Here is a 16,061-nt window from a genome sequence, read left to right on the forward strand (position 1 = left end):
CGGTTCTGGGCGGTGTCGTTACCTTTGCGCCTCGACTTTTACAAATCCTGATTTCTCTCCAATGAAAAACAAGCTTTTCGCCGCTTTATTGCTCTGTTCGGCTACTGCGTATGCACAAATGCCAGACCCTAAGCGGATCACGAAGCATATTGCCTTCCTGGCGTCTGACAAGATGAAAGGCCGTGGTACCGGTAGTCCCGAAAATGCAAAGGCCGCTGCCTACGTGGCGAAGCAGTTTAAAAAATACGGTCTGGCCCCGCTGGGAACCGATGGTTATTACCAGTCATTTACGGCTAAAGTTCGCCGGATCGTTGTTCCGGACAGCCTGCGGGAAGCCCGTAATGTGATTGGCTTTCTGGACAATCAGGCTGACTATACCATTGTCATCGGTGCGCATTATGACCACCTTGGCGAGGGGCGGCAGGGTAGTTCGCTGGCCAAAGGCTCGGAAGGACAGATCCATAACGGGGCCGACGATAATGCATCCGGCGTGGCCGGTATGCTCGAGCTGGCCCGTCATTACAGCCAGAATAAGGAGAAAGAGCCGTACAACTTCCTGTTTATGGCTTATGGAGCCGAGGAGTTAGGCTTACAGGGTTCCCGTTATTTCCTGCAAAACCCGACGCTGCCACTGGAAAAAATGGATTTCATGTTATGTATGGACATGATCGGCCGCTATAATCCGGAGCGGGGCATCGGCATCGGCGGGTATGGGACGGCTGATGCCTGGCCTGCGATTTTTAAGGATGTTACGGCACCGATCAAATTCTTTACCGACCGGGCCGGCAACGGTGGCTCCGATAATGCGGCGTTTTATGCAAAGAAAATTCCGGTCCTGTTCTTCCATACCGGCGGCCATCCGGATTACCACACGCCTACCGACGATGCGGAAAAGATCGACGTTAAGGCCGAAACCGCAATTCTGGAACTAGGTATCCGGCTGATCGATAACGCCCTGAAACACCCGAAACTGGTTTTCACGTCGGTACAGTAGTACCTGTCAAACCACGAAGGCGCAAAGAAACGAAGGCGCACGAAGAAACGTCGTGCTGTCCGGGTTCTCAGCGCCTTTGTAGCATTCAGGCTGCGATGCGTTCGATGGTGACGAAGGGTTCTTTGGGGCTGGTGGCTTTGGCTTCGTCGAGTGGCATGGCGAGGCCCTGCGAGAGATAGCCCATTGTGTCGATGCCGCAACCGTCGAGAAACTGATAGACCCGCGCCGCACTAACCCGCTTCGGTACAGTCATGCCATCAACCGGATTGGCAATGCTGGTGATCCGGAAGTCGTCGGGTGTAATAATCACACTGTCAAACCCGCTGCAAACTGCCACCCCGTCGCTGCCCTGTGCGATGACCGAAACCGGATCGGCCGGCGTATGGCCAAAGGCCAGGGTAAACACCTGCCGTGCTTCCTCATCGGTGAGGGCATAGGCAGGGCGCAATAAAGGTGTGATCTGCTCCGGCCGGAAATACCAGGGCACAACCAGACCATCGATGTAAATATTAAGCCCTTCCTGATGGAACAGAACACAGCTCAGCGTACCGTATTTCTGATCCAGATCAGGGTTAGTAGCGTGGCTGGTGCGTACTCTGACCTTGGGCCAGCGTCCAAAATCAGCCGTAGTCAGCGCGGATTTATGTTTTAAGGTGTTCATATTGGGGGAAATCGTTAACAGGGAAAGTTTTCTCCTTAACGATTTTTCCCGTCCGGTTGCTAAACAAACTGAGTGAGTGGTACTATCCGGATATTGAATTGATTTTATTGGTGATGATTATCAGCGTTCAGGAGAATTGCCAGACTACTACACTGATGAGAGCCGGCCAGTTGGTTTTCATTTCGCCGCGCAGTGTTTTGAGTGCCTGATAAACCTGAGAGCGGGCCGTCTGGTAATTGATACCCGTTACGTCGCAGATTTGTTCGTAGGTCAGGTCATTAAAATAACGCAGGTACAGGATTTCGCGTTGCCGCGGCGACAGCGAGGCCATAGCCCGCCGCACCCGTTCCTGCAACTCGTTGTCCATATCCAGCTCGATAAGCCGCTGTTCAGTCGAAGGCTCAACGGGAAAAGGCAGCTCCGGGTCGGTATCCCAACCCGAAGCATACGGAATATCCTTGCGGTACCGGGCGTTGAGCCGGTTCCGGAGTCCCTTAAGCAGGTAAAAGCGTATAGAAGCCGGTTGCATAAGGGTTTTGCGGTATTGCCACAATTCCGCAAACAGATCCTGAATGCAGTCTTCAACAACTGATAACGAACCGCTTAGCCGGAGGCCGTAATTCAGCAGATGCCGGACGTGAGCCTGATACAGCTCACGAAACGCCTGTTCATCACCGCGCTGAAATTGCCGCCAAAGTTGTTGTTCGTCGTTGAAGCCAGGTACTGCCATATGGCTAAAAAGGCAGAAGCCCTGTGTTTATACTGAATGATGTATCTGTCAGGACACGTTTCGGTAGAGCGATGCGAGTTGCTCGGCGCAGCGTTCGCCGTCCATAGCCGCCGACACGATGCCACCGGCATACCCGGCCCCTTCTCCACACGGAAACAGCCGGCGGATCTGTACGTGCTCACACGTATCGCGATGGCGCGGAATCCGGACCGGCGACGACGTACGGCTTTCGACACCGATAATCTGGCCGTCGTTGGACAGGTACCCGCGCATTTTCTTACCGAAGTCACGCAGCCCGTCACGGAGTGGCCGGGCTATGTGGTCGGGCAGCACATCGCTCATGTCGGCGCTCAGCAAACCGGGCTGGTAGGAGGTCGGCAACAGGCTGCCGGAAACGCGGCCGTTCACAAAGTCGGCAATGCGCTGGGCCGGTGCCACCTGTGACGTTTTTGTTTCCGAACCACCGCCCATACGCCACGCCCGTTGCTCAACGGCTTGCTGCAGCATCAGTCCCGCCAGCGGACCGTGTTCGGCATAGGGTTTCAGGTCCGCATCGGTGATGGATACGACCAAACCCGAGTTGGCAAATTTCGAGTCACGGCGCGAAGGTGACATACCGTTGACGACCAGCTCGCCGGGGGCTGTAGCGGCCGGGACAATAAAGCCGCCGGGACACATGCAGAACGAAAACACGCCGCGCTCTACGCCGCCAAAGCGGGTTTGGGTAACAAGGCTGTACGAGGCCGCCGGGAGATAGTCGCCACGGTCGGCGCAGTGGTATTGCAGCGAGTCGATGAGGGTTTGCTGGTGTTCAATCCGGACACCCATCGCAAACGGCTTGGCTTCGATGGTGATGCCTTTCCGGTGGAGGAGGTGGAATATATCACGGGCCGAGTGACCGGTTGCCAGAATAACGCCGAGGCCGGTAATCTCGCGGGTTGTGCCTTTTTCCAGATCAACGGCTACCACACCCCGCATTTCATCGCCTTCGAGAATAAGATCAGTTACTTTGGTATCGAAAACGATCTCGCCGCCGGCATCCAGAATAGTCTGCCGCAGATCAGCCACAACGTTCGGCAGCTTGTTGGTACCGATGTGTGGGTGGGCATCCACCAGAATCTGATCCGTGGCACCGTGGGCGACCAGAATCTCCAGAATCCGCCGGACGTCGCCGCGCTTTGTGGCCCGCGTATAGAGCTTGCCATCGGAATAGGTACCGGCCCCGCCTTCGCCAAAGCAATAGTTCGATTCGGGGTTAACCGTATGGTCTTTATTGATCGCGGCCAGATCGCGGCGGCGTTTGCGCACATCACTGCCCCGTTCGATAACGACGGGTTTGATCCCGAAATCGAGCAGGCGGAGGGCGGCAAACAACCCGGCCGGTCCCGCACCGACCACAATGGCCTGCGGGGCCTGACGAACATCAGGATAACTTTTTTGGTAGTTTATCAGCGGTGGCGGAACTTCGCCGGTATAGACTTCGGTGTCAACGTGAATGCGGACCTGCCGCCCGCGCGCGTCGATTGACTGGCGTTTCTTGCGAACAACAACATCGGCGGTGTCCGGCAAACGGAGATGAGCTAGTGCGCAGGCACGGAAAGCAGCCTCATCAAGAGCCTGTTGAGGGTCCAGGGTGAGGGAGAAAGCGTGTATCATAGACGAATGTGAGGTAGTTATCCTCAACTTTTTTGGCAAATTTAGGCCATATTCCGCTAACAAGCACATGCTGTGGGGAGTTCATTACGTACATAACTGAACCGGAAACGGTTCTCCTGAAACCTATGCAACCAGCATCAACAACAACGAACCGGCAGCCGGCTAACCCGGCTAAAACAAGTCCGGTTGACGCACCTGATTTTTACCAGATTGATGATCTCTTCTCGTCCGAACACTTACTGGTTCGTTCGTCGATCCGCGATTTCGTCCGCCGTGAGATTAGTCCGATCATTGAAGAGTGCGCCGAGCGGGCGGAGTTTCCAACCCAGATTATCAAAAAGTTTGGCCAGATCGGGGCGTTCGGCCCTACGATTCCGGTCGAATACGGCGGGGGAGGGCTTGATTCGATTTCGTACGGCCTCATGATGCAGGAAATTGAACGGGGCGATTCGGGCATGCGCTCGTGTGTGTCGGTTCAGAGCTCGCTGGTCATGTATCCGATCTGGCGCTTTGGTACCGAAGAACAGAAAAAGAAATACCTGCCGGGATTGGCCAGCGGCGAACTGGTTGGCTGCTTCGGCCTGACCGAGCCCGGTCACGGCTCTGATCCGGGCGGGATGGAAACCAGTTTTACCGAAACCAGTTCTGCCTATATCCTGAACGGGGCAAAGATGTGGATCACCAACGCGCCCATTGCCGACATAGCCATTGTCTGGGCCAAAAACGACCAGGGAAAAATCCGTGGCCTGATCGTGGAGCGCGGCATGGAAGGCTTTTCAACGCCGGAAATTCATAAAAAATGGTCGCTGCGGGCGAGTGTTACCGGCGAACTGGTGTTTCAGGATGTACGGGTTCCTAAAGAGAATATGCTGCCCGAAACCTTGGGTCTGAAGAGCCCGTTGCAGTGCCTCGATCAGGCGCGCTACGGCATTGCCTGGGGAGCGGTCGGTGCGGCGATGGATTGCTACGAAACCGCCCGGCGGTATGCGCTGGAGCGGATTCAGTTCAATAAACCGATTGCCGCATTTCAGCTTATGCAGAAAAAACTGGCCGAAATGCTGACCGATATTACCAAGGCGCAGCTGGTTTGCTGGCGGCTGGGTGTACTCAAGAATGAAGGACGGGCCACGACCGCCCAGATTTCGATGGCCAAACGGGATAATGTGGCACTGGCGCTGCGCGTTGCCCGTGAGTCGCGGCAGATGCTGGGCGGGATGGGGATTACCGGCGATTTCCCGGTTATGCGCCATCTCATGAACCTCGAATCAGTGGTAACCTATGAGGGGACGCATGATATTCACCTGCTGATCATGGGGGCCGATATTACGGGCATTCCGGCGTTTAAGGGCTAGCAAAGCAACAAGGGTGTAATATTGTTTTGTAGAGACAAGGCAGGTCTTGTTTCTACAAAACCACTTCAGATTTCAGGTAATGGCTGTGCAGGTCTTCCACAATTTCCTGAACGAGGTACTTAAACGAATCGGGGTACTCGATCTGAACGGCATCGCCATAGGAAAGAAGCCAGCGCGCAAGTCCTTTCGGCTGACAGGTCCGGAAACACATCCGGATGTACTCGCCGTCGTCTTCTTCTGAATGGAGTCCCCAGAAATGTTTGGTCTCGTGTACAAACCGCTTGACCCGTTTGTGGATAAGCAGGGTAACTTCGTAGGTGGCCGGTTGATCGTTCGGGCGGTTCAGGTATTCTTCGAGCGACAGGCGCTCTTTGCGGGAGAACTGTTCGCCGGTGAGGGTCATGTCGGTAATCCGGTCTACGCGGAAATCACGGTAATCATTCCGGAGGCGGCAGAAGGCAATCAGGTGCCAGGCCTGGCCATAATGGAACAGACCGACGGGTTCTGCCTCGCGGGTAATCGTCTGATCGGAATAAAAGGAAAAATAAACAAACCGCAGCACCTGCCGCCGGGTGATTGCCTGCTGAATATCAGTCAGGAAACCGTCGGTATAATCGGGAGCTGTTTTGGGCTTATGTACGTTGACCGATGCTTCGAGGTCGTCGAGATGCTCCTGGTCCGGTCGTTTGAGAACGGCCTTAATTTTATAGAGTGCTGATTCAAATTCCTGTTTAACAGAGGCGTCAGCCCATCGCTCAATGAATTTTGCGCCGAACAGCAGGGCCGATGCCTCAGATTTTGTAAACATTACGGGCGGAAGTTGGTATCCCTCCAGAAAGTACCCGATTCCGGCTTCTGCACCGATCGGAACGCCCGCTTCCTCGAGGGCACGCACATCCCGGTAAACTGTTCTGAGGCTGATATTGAACCGGTTAGCCAGTTCCTGGGCTTTCACAACACGCTTTGTCTGTAAGTGAATCAGAATAGCAGTCAGGCGGTCAATACGGTTCATGAGGTTGTCGTTTTCGGAATACAATTCTACTCAAAAAGGGGCATTATCCATTATTTTTAATTTTTTTTTGAATTCCGTGTTACCTTTTGGTACCGAGCCTTATTAAGGGATAAAAAGAATTAGTTTTCCGCTGTATTCATGCACCATCCGATGACGGATCAAGAGTTAGTCAAGGCCATTCGCTCCAAACAGCCCGCTGAAGTGGAGCGAGCCGTGACCTTTTTGTACCGTTACAAAGGATACGTTACAAGTTTCGTACGTTCCGATACTCAACGGGATTTACTTTTATTTGACCAGGCGTTTTGTGATGACTTATTCCAGGAGGTAATTGTTGCGTTTTTAGAGAATGTATGGCGTGGTATGTTTACGCTGCAAGACAATGTAGATGTAAAGACATACCTGTGGAAGATAAGCAGACTTAGGTATTTCAGGTTTCGGGAGAGTGAATTGCGCCGATTACAGCGTGACAGCCATTACTTTGTTCTGACCGACGATAATCCTCCAGAGGCCGATGCCGCAATAATCGACCGTGAGCAGGAACGAGTCTTTAAATGGGCTATGAGCCGGCTCGACAAAGATGGTCAGGAGTTTATACGAATGTACCATTACGAAAAGCGGACCCATCGTGAGATAGGGGAGATTCTTGGCATCTCGGAGGTAGCAGCCAAACAGCGTTATTATCGTTATCGTTTACAATTGGCAGAATTGCTGAAAGCATATGAATTACCCGGTTGAGTTACTTGAAAAAATTGACCGTTATCTGGACGGTCACCTGTCCGAAGATGAATGCCGGACCATTGAGCTTCGTATGATCGAAGATACTGGTTTTCGGGATCTTGTTCACGCCATGAAACAAACGAAAGTCCACATCGAAGAGGCCGAGCTGGCCCTGTTGGCCCGGCAGGTAGTAAAACGCCTGGATCTCGAACAGGCTGTCGCTGACAAAACAACGGTTCCTGTGCGCCGGATCGGTCTTGGTAACCGCTTCTGGGTAAAGGCTGCCTCCATCGCGGCCGTTGTTTTGTTGGCAAACGGCGCTTTCCTCACCTTAAATACGGTTGATCTGGCGAATGCAGACATCAGCCCGAAGGTTCATCGCCTTGCGCTTGAAACCACACCTGACGGCTTACGGCCGGACGAACGGGCGGCGCTCAACAACTTTATACTGGCCAACGAACTGTTCGTCAATGGTGATTATGAAGAAGCTATCCCGTATTATAAGCAGACAGCAGGCGCCAATGTCAGTGATTATTTAAAGGAATGTACGTGGTGGAACCTGTCGCATGCCTACCTGAAATTAGGAAAAGTGGAGGAAGCGCGGCATTATTTTAACCTGTATAACAACCTGGCCAAGCCACACTTCCAGAGCAGTTTTATGAGTCAGTTGCGGTTAAAGGCGCAGCTTATGTGGGCTGATCTTTTTTCTTAACCGATAACCAGCCGACCACCAGTACCACCGATACCAGTGCACCCAGCAGCGGCCAATAATTTTGGGAGGTTGCACTCTTAAACGGTTGACTGCCCCCAAAGACAATAACACCAGCCCAGAAGAACGGATGCCGCCCGGATTGATGCGCTTCATCCGAGCGGAGAAAATCCAGCTTTGCTTCCCGCAATGTTTCGCGGATCGTCTGCCGGTCAGACAGTTTACGGTAAAAGGCATTGCCCAGACGCGCCTGCACGGAATCGTTAAGCGGGAAAAGAGAGCAGGTTACCGCTTTGGCCCCAGCCCAGGTAAACGAGCGGCCCAGCGTCTGTATACCGTCACCCGCAAGGGCTTCGCCCCGTTCGGTTTCACAGGCCGATAATACCACCAGCCGGCTTTGACGCAAGTCTGTGTGCTGAATTTCAGAAGGATATAGTAAATAGTCGGTTTCGCCGGGCCAGAACGCAAGCGCCGTTTCACCCGCTTCCGGTACCGTATGCGTTACGCAAACAATCAGGTTGGCATTAGGTGCCTGTTCCAGAAACTGCTTCTTGGTCGCGTCTTCATTCTGTAAGGCATCTCCTCCGAAAATATCAATTTCACGGCGGGACGCAGGTAACGTCTGTAAAACAGGGCCGCCGCGCCGGTTTGCTATCATATGGCCGGAATCAGTGAAGGGTGCAATTACAAGTGGCCGTACCGACATGTGCTGCTCCGGCAATTCGTTCGTAAAGAGAGCGAACAGATTAAACAGGTAACCAATATTGTATCGTTCAATCAGGTATTCCCCGGGCTTCCCTTCAAGGGCTTCAAAGGGAATCATCAGTTCAGGGGGCGGCAGAATGGTCAGGCTATTAGAGCCGGCCAGCATTTCGGCTTCCAGCGGCTTAATCAGATACGTGTACAACTGACGGGCAAAAGCCGGGTTATAGCTGCCGACTACGCCCGGGTCCCGGCTGATTTCGGCCTTGAACTTACTGACAAGCCCGATCAGCCGGTTGCGTTCGACCGGCACAAATTTGAGCGTAGCTCTTTTCCGCGAGCAACCAATCAGTAACAGCCCTTTGGGCAGTAAAACCTGGCTGATTACACTTTCGGTCGGGCCGATTTTCTGTTGTAATGACGTCAGAGACCGTTCATTCAGTTCGCGGCGGGCGCTGGCATATTGCGGAAACTGCCGTTCGGTCTGAGCCTGAAAATTGACAAGCCGCGATTCCAGTGTCTGGATTTTTCCCGAAATCTGCTGTTGCGCATACGGGTCACGGTCTTTTTCGCGGAGCAGAATCAGCAGGCTCAACTGCTTTTTGATCGCCATCAGCTGGTTGAAGGTGGCTTTCGGCAGGTAATAACGGGCAAGTTGCTGTTCGGTCTGCGCGTCGGTCAGCAACGCATTCCGTGATAATTCCAGCAGATCAAGCGCGCGCTGGCAATATTCTTCAGGTTGGGGCGCCTGCTGTGAAAGCTCATAACAAAGCATGAAGGCCGGTTCCAGAAGCTCGGCTGTAAAGGTGCTCAGAAAATTCTTTGATTCAGACAGGGATGTTGACCGGCGCAGCGAGGCTGTGATACGAATGGCATTTTCATAATTAGATAAGGCCGTTTTGCTGTTTTCAAACCGCAGGAATTTGTCCTGCATCGGCATGGCCAGTAACAGGTGAGCCTCATTGAGTAAGGCTTTCAGATAGGCCTGGGGCAGGTAAGGCGTTAGTCCGGACTGGTCTGAATTCTTGAGGCCATACGCTTCGCGGATTGCCAGGGCCGCCATACGTTCGGCGTCGGCCCAGAGTTTTTGCTGCTTATAAATTTCACTTAACCGGCAGTATGCTTCAACACGCTGATGCGATAGGGCCGGGTTTAATTTTTTCGAAAAGGTAATCAGCTGTTTGCTGGCTGCCAGTGCGGCCGGCAATTGTTTTTTCTGCCAGTAGAGTTCGGAGGCGTTTTCGAGCAGCCGGACTTCCAGATCCATGTCCGGTGGCCCGCCGGACTGTTGCCGCGACAGGTCATAAAGCTGTCTGGCTCTATCAATACTTTCTTCTGCCGGACCCATTTGCTGTTGCCGTAACTGGCCCTCGGCCAGATTACAATAAACAATCGCCTGATAAAGAGGGTAGCCTTTGTAGACCTCAATAGCCTTAAGGAAAAAGGAGTCTGCAACGGCAAAGTTTTTTATTTCCCGGTAGCATTTTCCGAGCGTATTGTGCAGCCCGGCAATTTGTAAATTATTTTTGGAAACTTTCGGTACGATTTGCAGTGCCTGCTTGCTTAAATTTATGGCTTCTGCGTAAGCCATCATCTGGTAATTTAAGTAAGCATAATTAATATAATAATCCTGAACATAAATAGGTATTTCCTTGTAAAGGGTGCGTTGCTTTTCGAGTAATTCAGCACTTTGTTTAAAATAATGCTGGGCTGAATCGAGCTGCCAGCCGGATTGATGATAAATGCCGAAAGCAGACAGGATACCAAAACGCGCGGCTGCCGTTTTGTTGGGCATCAGCTGATAATAGTGCCACGAGCGCCTGGTCATTTCCAGCGAGTTGTTATACTGGGCCATATCTGTATAGGTGGCCGCAATATTTGTACAAATCAGTACGCACAAATCATACGCCTGAATCCTCTCTGCCTGTGTAAGCAGCTGATGGTTAACCTTTAAATTCTCCGCATATTGCTGTTTAATATAAAGCTCCGAGGCACTGCTGATGGCTAGTCTAATTTGTCTGCGCTCCGGCGATTCTGCGCGGCAGATGCATAAAATCAAACTACATAACAGGAGCAGAGATATTTTTTTAATAAAAGCAGTCATACACACTCGACCAACACTCACCTAACAAATAAGCCATAACCGTCATAACAAAGTTATGGCTTATTTGCAGTAATACGGTAATCTTTGGTGTACATACTTTCAGGGGGATTAACGAGGGCGTCCGCCGCCGATATGGCTGGTATCGCCGGCAACTTCAACAGAGAGGGGTTCAGGTTGAGACTGGTTTTGTTCGCAGGCTGAGGCAGCAGCGACAAGGAGCATGAGGATGAGTACTTTTTTCATGTGGTTTGATGCGTTTTAACTAGCTTTAAATCTGTGAAATACATGTATTAACGAGGGCGTCCGCCGCCGATATGGCTGGTATCGCCGGGCGACTCTACAGTGACCGGATCAACAGAGGTTTGTGTTTGTTCGCACGCTGTAGCAGCAGCAACCAGGAAGAGGAGTACGAGTAATTTTTTCATGATTTTTTTGTGTTTATGTGTTTAATTATGTAGCCAGAAAAGGGATTAACGCGGACGTCCGCCGCCGATATGACTAGTGTCGCCGCTGGCTTCATTGGTTACCGGGTCAACAGAGGTTTGTGTTTGTTCGCAGGCTGAAACAGTGGCAGCAATCAGAAGCAGGAATACGAATGTCTTTTTCATGTTTATATTTGTTTAAAAAAAAAGTTTGTAGTTTGATTGACAGGAGATTAGCGGGGACGTCCGCCGCCGATATGACTGGTGTCACCGCTGGCTTCGTTGGTTACCGGGTCAACAGAGGTTTGTGTTTGTTCGCAGGCTGAAACAGTGGCAGCAACCAGAAGCAGGAGTACGAATATTTTTTTCATGGGGTTATTGCGTTGAAATGAGTTTATATTGTGAAAGAAAAGGGATTAGCGGGGACGTCCTCCACCGATATGACTGGTATCGCCGCTGGCTTCATTAGTGACCGGATCAACAGAGGTTTGTGTTTGTTCGCAAGCAGAAGTAGCAGCAACTAAAAACAGGAGTACGAGTAATTTTTTCATGGTTATTTATTTGTTTTATGGTTTTATATCAGTTCATGCAGGGCATATATTTTAATCTGTTTTTGTTAATGCCCTTCCGAATTCTTATGCAAGTTTACAGGGTCTCATTAGCTTAATTTTTTCCAAAAACTTCCAATAATCCCTAACTTGCTTTTTCCCTAAAGACAGTAATTCCTTTCAGCATTATTGTATGCCTTTTTCTGCTAATCCAAAGACACTGAAGCCGTCGAAAAAAACAGAGCAAAGTTTGACCGGAGAAACTTTGGAGGAGCGCTTGATACGTGTACGGAAACTGTTGGAAAACTGCTTACTACCGGATGAATCCAGTGAGGTATATAATCTTCATACACTGCGTTTTCAGTTTGCCGAGGGGCTGCGGATTTTTCAGGAAGCGTCGCGGAATCCGCAGACAAACAAGCGTGATAGCTGGACAATAATCCGTGATAATCTGGCGACACCGGATTATGTACATGACGGTTTCTCAACTACATATCTGAATGAGGTAATCCGCATCAAGGGTGATCCCCAGCCGGACCGGAAGTATATCCGGCCTAAACAGATCACACTGGCCCTTTATTTTATCAGCCATTATGCGGCCTTGTGCCGGTTTGACATTCGCTCGGAGCGGGGCATGCTGCTGTTTTACAACGGCGACGATATTATTCACCGCTGCGAGCTGCCCAAAGACGGAAGGCGGTATTACCTGCTTTATTTCTGGCGGCAACAGGATACACAGGAAGCCATCAGCTACGGACTATTGACACGGGAAGGCAATGACTGGGAGTCAGCAAGGTTGATTTTCAGTGATTTACCCTATGAAGATGATGTGTTTACGGCAACGGAAAGCCAGCTCTCAAACAACCAGGTACATATCCGGATGCGCAACGGACAGGAAGCAGCAGAGGGGTCCGAGGCAGCGCGCGTGCCAAATTTCCTGCAGTTATCGCTGAACACCTTTCATGACCAGCAACTGATTATACTCGGTATCGCCAGCGGCAGCCAGCGGCGGACCGGCGATACCATGGCCGGTGTTGTCGTACTGGTGCGGTATGAGACCCATGCCGAGGCAATGCTTGAACTGGATGCCTATAAACAGGAAGCAAAGCAGCCACCCGTTGAAATTCAGTACTTTCTGACACACCAGCGGCTGGAAGTGGCCCCGGGCGAGTTTCAGTCACTGGCCGAACTGCCCGGCGCGCGGGATGTCCGCCGGCTACAGAACCTGACCGGAATCTACCAGACGTATTTTGTGCATCCGGAGCGTGGAAAACATCAGATTATCTGTAACACTATCGATATCCGGCCATCCGGTGAGGTGGTATGCCTGTATGGTGACCCCGACAATGTCAGCGTGATGACCGGGGTTGTGCGGTATACTGAAGATGTACTGTGGCTGGAGCTTGACTATCTGCCCGGGATTCAGGCCTACCGGATACGGTATCTGCTGTATACCAGACCCGAACGGCTTAATCAGCGGAAGTGCCTGCTGGGTATCTATTCCGGGCTAAACAAGGGATTATCGGTTCCGACGACCGGTCGGTTGATTCTGGAAGAAAACCCGAAGGCGGTTGTGGGCACATTGCCGGTGAGGGACTTTCACCGTAATGGCTATTTTGCTGATTATTACCGCTTTCTGAGCGGTAATCACGAAGCAGAGCTGAACCGTTCATTGACTGATAGTTTTCTGAAAGATATCGTTGTCGATACCGACGATCCACTGAACGAGCAGGGAATTGCCCGGTTTAAGGGGTATTACGATTGTTATGTCTGTGACCGGCAGGGCGAAGAAGATATGTATAAAATCTACCGGTATGTGCTGCACATTCAGGCTGACGGGCAGCTGACGTTTGCCCGGGCGAATGAACATTTCAGTGGCCGCGCGGAATTACACCGGCAAATGAGCTATCTTCAGATCCAGCTGGAGCCGGGTGAACACAACAGCGCCCTTGGTACCATGCTGTTTTCGTTGAACTTTGCTTCGTCAAAAATCAGACACCGGAGTGATATTCAGCACCTGTTTGGAGTGATGGCGCGGCTGGATAACCGCCGTACCGAAGCGATGGCCGTTATTCTGCACCGCGCCGATGATGCCGAGTACCGGCAACTAGACATTAGCATGGTACAGGAGGAGTTTGTGCGCCATCTGGATGAAGGGCATCCGGACAATAATGAGTTTGATTTTGACCATTATGACAGGAAACTTCTGGGAGGGCTTAGTTTTCTGATGGGACAGATGTATCGCCTGATCCGCCTGCCCCGTACGCCTAACCGGGCTTTCCGGCCACGGAAGGACGAATGCCGCCGCGTAAGTTTTTACGCTGCCTGCTTTCTGATGAACCAGTTGCGGGGGCAATTCAAAAAAGAAATACACAAGAAACGGACGCTGCAGCATCCGCATCAGCTGTATCAGTTCAGGGAGCAGATTCTCCGGATTAAGGAATACCTCAAGGAGTCTTGCCGGCACGGGTTCGGGGCTGAACTGTTTGCCGGTTATGCCATTCATTCGCCCGAACAGAAAAAGGCATTACGAAACGAACTGCTGAAACTGCATATACCGGCAAAACAGCTGGATGAGCTTGAAAAAGAGCTTATTGGCTTACTCGAAGACCGGAAATTGCTCATCGGTGCCGTTAAAAAGTGGCGGGAGATGGTGGTTCCGGAAGAATACGAACACGATGTCTCCGGTATTACCGAACTGGCCGAAAGCCTTTGGCCTTACATCCGGACAAATACTAGCCTAACTTCGCCACCACTTGTTTCATAGCCTCCATCCGGCGTTTTTTCTGTAAAATGACTGGTGCCGCCACCCGCTCGCGGCAATCAAAAATGCCGCACCGCTCGCAGGCTTCATTCACCTCACGATGCGAAAGGTTGGGGTCATTCAGAAAGTTGACTTTCGACCGCAGGGTATCATTTACCGCAAAACACATCGAAACGCTCATGTTCTGGCGGGCCGCTCCCGGCTGTAACCGCAACTGGTAAGGATGAGCCACCGAGATAATCAGATAGGCCTGCCCCGAATCGGCGTATGTTGACACCTGCGCCCGGCAAAGCGCCCCGTCGAATTGCTTTTGTTCCTGAACGGCCGACAGCTCTTCCAGAATCGTGAGGGCTACCCAGCGGCGGCAGAAATGCCCGTCGACAATGCCGCGCGGCCCCTTTGTTCGTGACAGGTGCATTTCCTTCGTCAGGTGAAAATTTGTTTGTCCGGCGGTATGATTAAAGCGGTAGAAAAACAGCTGATCAATCCCGAAATATTTGGGCAGTACATTGCTGAGCCGGTAAAAGAAACGCTCCGGAGTCGAGCGGAAATCCTTGATGATTGTCAGCAGGGTATCTTCATTCCAGACCGTACTGGAAAACAGCTCGTTCAGGCGCCGGACGAGCGTGTCGCGCCGGATCAGAATGGCCCCCGCGAAATAGGAGGCCTTGTAGTTGTTCAGGATCTGCTCGAACGAATCTGCCTCTACATACGAATAGGTCTGCGGACGGTTTTTCAGTCCCAGATAGAGGAAACCGATTTCACGCGCGAGAACAAACAACCGCTGTTCAACCGAGAGGTTTTCGTTCATATGGAGCGTTTTCGTCTCGGGGCGGTATACAGAACGAAGCGATGCCAGTTCAGGTAAGGCTGACGGATTAAATGTCTGAATCTTAACTTCGTATCGTGTCTTAAGCAGGTTGATCAACAGGGCTTCCGAGATGCCGGTGCCAGCCGCGTCGAACTCGGCCAGGAACCGGTCAGCATCCGACTCCATATCTTCGAAATGGTTATCGTGCAGTTCCTGGTACGAACGCAGCATCGCTAAATACAGCCGCTCAACACTCATGTTATAGCTGAGGGCAATGTCCATGAATGTACGGATCATGGCACTGACTTTAGCGGGTGCTTCGGCCAGAAGCTCTAGTAAGTCGGCCGGATCAATGCCGAACAGCTCCAGCGGTATTTCGGTCAGAAACTTCGACTTCAGCAAGTCGGAGATCGGTTCGAGTTTTTTGCTGAGTTTCAGCGAAACCATGCTGTCATAATCGACCTGCATGGCATTCGCAAGGGCCGCTATTTTATCCGCTTTCGGATATTTACGTCCTTTCTCAATTTCAGTAATATAGGAGATCGACAAGCCGGCTTTTTGCGCCAGTTCGCTGACGGAAATGCCTTTGTCGATACGCAGCTGACGAAGCTTCAGACCAAATAGTAGTCGGATATGATCGGTGGGAAGGCTCACAGAATCACGATTAAAATTGTCATACCAGTATCTGGTCTGACAAAGATACACATCTATATCGCTACTTTTTGTACATCTTAAACACCGGAAAAGGAAAATGTCTGTTAATCAGGCACACGCAGACATGAGTCAAAATACGCAAACTGAAAAATAAACCCGGTAACATATGCCGGAAAACAAAACAAAGTGTTTAACAAAACAGTTAAAATGTTTACGTATTCTTAA

At 51.5% G+C, this 16,061-nt stretch carries 16 protein-coding genes; 5 read left to right on the forward strand and 11 right to left on the reverse strand.

Annotated features, from left to right (window positions below; translation table 11 throughout):
* Positions 1-61: 61 nt before the first annotated feature.
* Entirely contained in the window at positions 62-994 is a 933-nt protein-coding gene (locus AC23NW_RS20875) for a M20/M25/M40 family metallo-hydrolase (protein WP_487451769.1), read from the forward strand.
* A gap of 85 nt (positions 995-1,079) precedes the next feature.
* Here AC23NW_RS20875 and AC23NW_RS20880 read toward each other — a convergent pair whose 3' ends face one another.
* From AC23NW_RS20880 to AC23NW_RS20890, 3 genes are all read right to left on the reverse strand, one after another.
* Entirely contained in the window at positions 1,080-1,655 is a 576-nt protein-coding gene (locus tag AC23NW_RS20880) for a hypothetical protein (RefSeq protein WP_293843697.1), read from the reverse strand.
* Positions 1,656-1,782: 127 nt separating this feature from the next.
* Positions 1,783-2,385, reverse strand: a complete 603-nt coding sequence (locus tag AC23NW_RS20885) for an RNA polymerase sigma factor (protein WP_487451771.1) — start codon at positions 2,383-2,385, stop codon at positions 1,783-1,785.
* Positions 2,386-2,433: 48 nt separating this feature from the next.
* Positions 2,434-4,041 carry an NAD(P)/FAD-dependent oxidoreductase gene (locus AC23NW_RS20890; protein ID WP_487451773.1) on the reverse strand — a complete coding sequence of 536 codons (1,608 nt, stop codon included), beginning with the start codon at positions 4,039-4,041 and terminating at the stop codon, positions 2,434-2,436.
* A gap of 125 nt (positions 4,042-4,166) precedes the next feature.
* Here AC23NW_RS20890 and AC23NW_RS20895 point away from each other — a divergent pair, with 125 nt between their 5' ends.
* Positions 4,167-5,393, forward strand: coding sequence for an acyl-CoA dehydrogenase family protein (locus tag AC23NW_RS20895; protein WP_487451774.1), 1,227 nt, complete (start codon positions 4,167-4,169; stop codon positions 5,391-5,393).
* 52 nt (positions 5,394-5,445) lie between these two features.
* On the opposite strand, the gene AC23NW_RS20900 is transcribed toward AC23NW_RS20895, so the two are convergent.
* Positions 5,446-6,405 (reverse strand): helix-turn-helix transcriptional regulator, encoded by a 960-nt coding sequence (locus AC23NW_RS20900; RefSeq protein ID WP_487451775.1) that lies wholly within the window; start codon positions 6,403-6,405, stop codon positions 5,446-5,448.
* 138 nt (positions 6,406-6,543) lie between these two features.
* Between AC23NW_RS20900 and AC23NW_RS20905 the strand changes: the two genes are divergently transcribed.
* Both AC23NW_RS20905 and AC23NW_RS20910 read left to right on the forward strand, forming a co-directional pair.
* A complete protein-coding gene (locus AC23NW_RS20905; protein WP_487451776.1) occupies positions 6,544-7,140 on the forward strand; it encodes an RNA polymerase sigma factor in 597 nt (198 codons plus the stop codon).
* Positions 7,124-7,834 carry an anti-sigma factor gene (locus AC23NW_RS20910; RefSeq protein ID WP_487451778.1) on the forward strand — a complete coding sequence of 237 codons (711 nt, stop codon included), beginning with the start codon at positions 7,124-7,126 and terminating at the stop codon, positions 7,832-7,834. The genes AC23NW_RS20905 and AC23NW_RS20910 overlap by 17 nt, the downstream gene beginning before the upstream one ends.
* Here AC23NW_RS20910 and AC23NW_RS20915 read toward each other — a convergent pair.
* The 6 genes from AC23NW_RS20915 to AC23NW_RS20940 form a co-directional block, all read right to left on the reverse strand.
* Positions 7,809-10,388, reverse strand: a complete 2,580-nt coding sequence (locus AC23NW_RS20915; protein WP_487451779.1) for a CHAT domain-containing protein — start codon at positions 10,386-10,388, stop codon at positions 7,809-7,811. The two genes, AC23NW_RS20910 and AC23NW_RS20915, sit on opposite strands and share 26 nt — an antisense overlap.
* A gap of 357 nt (positions 10,389-10,745) precedes the next feature.
* Positions 10,746-10,880: a hypothetical protein gene (locus tag AC23NW_RS20920; RefSeq protein WP_487451781.1), complete on the reverse strand. Its 135-nt coding sequence runs from the start codon at positions 10,878-10,880 to the stop codon at positions 10,746-10,748.
* Positions 10,881-10,927: 47 nt separating this feature from the next.
* The gene (locus tag AC23NW_RS20925) at positions 10,928-11,062 is read right to left on the reverse strand and encodes a hypothetical protein (RefSeq protein WP_487451783.1); all 135 of its coding nucleotides are present in this window, start codon (positions 11,060-11,062) and stop codon (positions 10,928-10,930) included.
* A 45-nt stretch (positions 11,063-11,107) separates the two neighbouring features.
* Complete coding sequence (locus AC23NW_RS20930) at positions 11,108-11,245, reverse strand: hypothetical protein (RefSeq protein ID WP_293833507.1); 138 nt, start codon at positions 11,243-11,245, stop codon at positions 11,108-11,110.
* A gap of 47 nt (positions 11,246-11,292) precedes the next feature.
* Positions 11,293-11,430, reverse strand: a complete 138-nt coding sequence (locus AC23NW_RS20935) for a hypothetical protein (RefSeq protein ID WP_293833506.1) — start codon at positions 11,428-11,430, stop codon at positions 11,293-11,295.
* Positions 11,431-11,475: 45 nt separating this feature from the next.
* Positions 11,476-11,610, reverse strand: coding sequence for a hypothetical protein (locus AC23NW_RS20940; RefSeq protein WP_487451784.1), 135 nt, complete (start codon positions 11,608-11,610; stop codon positions 11,476-11,478).
* Positions 11,611-11,905: 295 nt separating this feature from the next.
* Between AC23NW_RS20940 and AC23NW_RS20945 the strand changes: the two genes are divergently transcribed.
* Positions 11,906-14,374 (forward strand): hypothetical protein, encoded by a 2,469-nt coding sequence (locus AC23NW_RS20945; RefSeq protein ID WP_487451786.1) that lies wholly within the window; start codon positions 11,906-11,908, stop codon positions 14,372-14,374.
* On the opposite strand, the gene AC23NW_RS20950 is transcribed toward AC23NW_RS20945, so the two are convergent.
* Positions 14,343-15,836: a helix-turn-helix domain-containing protein gene (locus tag AC23NW_RS20950; RefSeq protein WP_487451787.1), complete on the reverse strand. Its 1,494-nt coding sequence runs from the start codon at positions 15,834-15,836 to the stop codon at positions 14,343-14,345. The two genes, AC23NW_RS20945 and AC23NW_RS20950, sit on opposite strands and share 32 nt — an antisense overlap.
* Between the last annotated feature and the right edge of the window lie 225 nt (positions 15,837-16,061).

It is taken from the genome of Arsenicibacter sp. R0_47 (genome assembly GCF_057652235.1).

Bases quoted from the DNA above. Each gene is read 5' to 3' on its own strand.
- AC23NW_RS20875 (WP_487451769.1), top strand. From the start codon at position 62: ATGAAAAACAAGCTTTTCGCCGCTTTATTGCTCTGTTCGGCTACTGCG.
- AC23NW_RS20880 (WP_293843697.1), bottom strand. From the start codon at position 1,655: ATGAACACCTTAAAACATAAATCCGCGCTGACTACGGCTGATTTTGGA.
- AC23NW_RS20885 (WP_487451771.1), bottom strand. From the start codon at position 2,385: ATGGCAGTACCTGGCTTCAACGACGAACAACAACTTTGGCGGCAATTT.
- AC23NW_RS20890 (WP_487451773.1), bottom strand. From the start codon at position 4,041: ATGATACACGCTTTCTCCCTCACCCTGGACCCTCAACAGGCTCTTGAT.
- AC23NW_RS20895 (WP_487451774.1), top strand. From the start codon at position 4,167: ATGCAACCAGCATCAACAACAACGAACCGGCAGCCGGCTAACCCGGCT.
- AC23NW_RS20900 (WP_487451775.1), bottom strand. From the start codon at position 6,405: ATGAACCGTATTGACCGCCTGACTGCTATTCTGATTCACTTACAGACA.
- AC23NW_RS20905 (WP_487451776.1), top strand. From the start codon at position 6,544: ATGCACCATCCGATGACGGATCAAGAGTTAGTCAAGGCCATTCGCTCC.
- AC23NW_RS20910 (WP_487451778.1), top strand. From the start codon at position 7,124: ATGAATTACCCGGTTGAGTTACTTGAAAAAATTGACCGTTATCTGGAC.
- AC23NW_RS20915 (WP_487451779.1), bottom strand. From the start codon at position 10,388: ATGGCCCAGTATAACAACTCGCTGGAAATGACCAGGCGCTCGTGGCAC.
- AC23NW_RS20920 (WP_487451781.1), bottom strand. From the start codon at position 10,880: ATGAAAAAAGTACTCATCCTCATGCTCCTTGTCGCTGCTGCCTCAGCC.
- AC23NW_RS20925 (WP_487451783.1), bottom strand. From the start codon at position 11,062: ATGAAAAAATTACTCGTACTCCTCTTCCTGGTTGCTGCTGCTACAGCG.
- AC23NW_RS20930 (WP_293833507.1), bottom strand. From the start codon at position 11,245: ATGAAAAAGACATTCGTATTCCTGCTTCTGATTGCTGCCACTGTTTCA.
- AC23NW_RS20935 (WP_293833506.1), bottom strand. From the start codon at position 11,430: ATGAAAAAAATATTCGTACTCCTGCTTCTGGTTGCTGCCACTGTTTCA.
- AC23NW_RS20940 (WP_487451784.1), bottom strand. From the start codon at position 11,610: ATGAAAAAATTACTCGTACTCCTGTTTTTAGTTGCTGCTACTTCTGCT.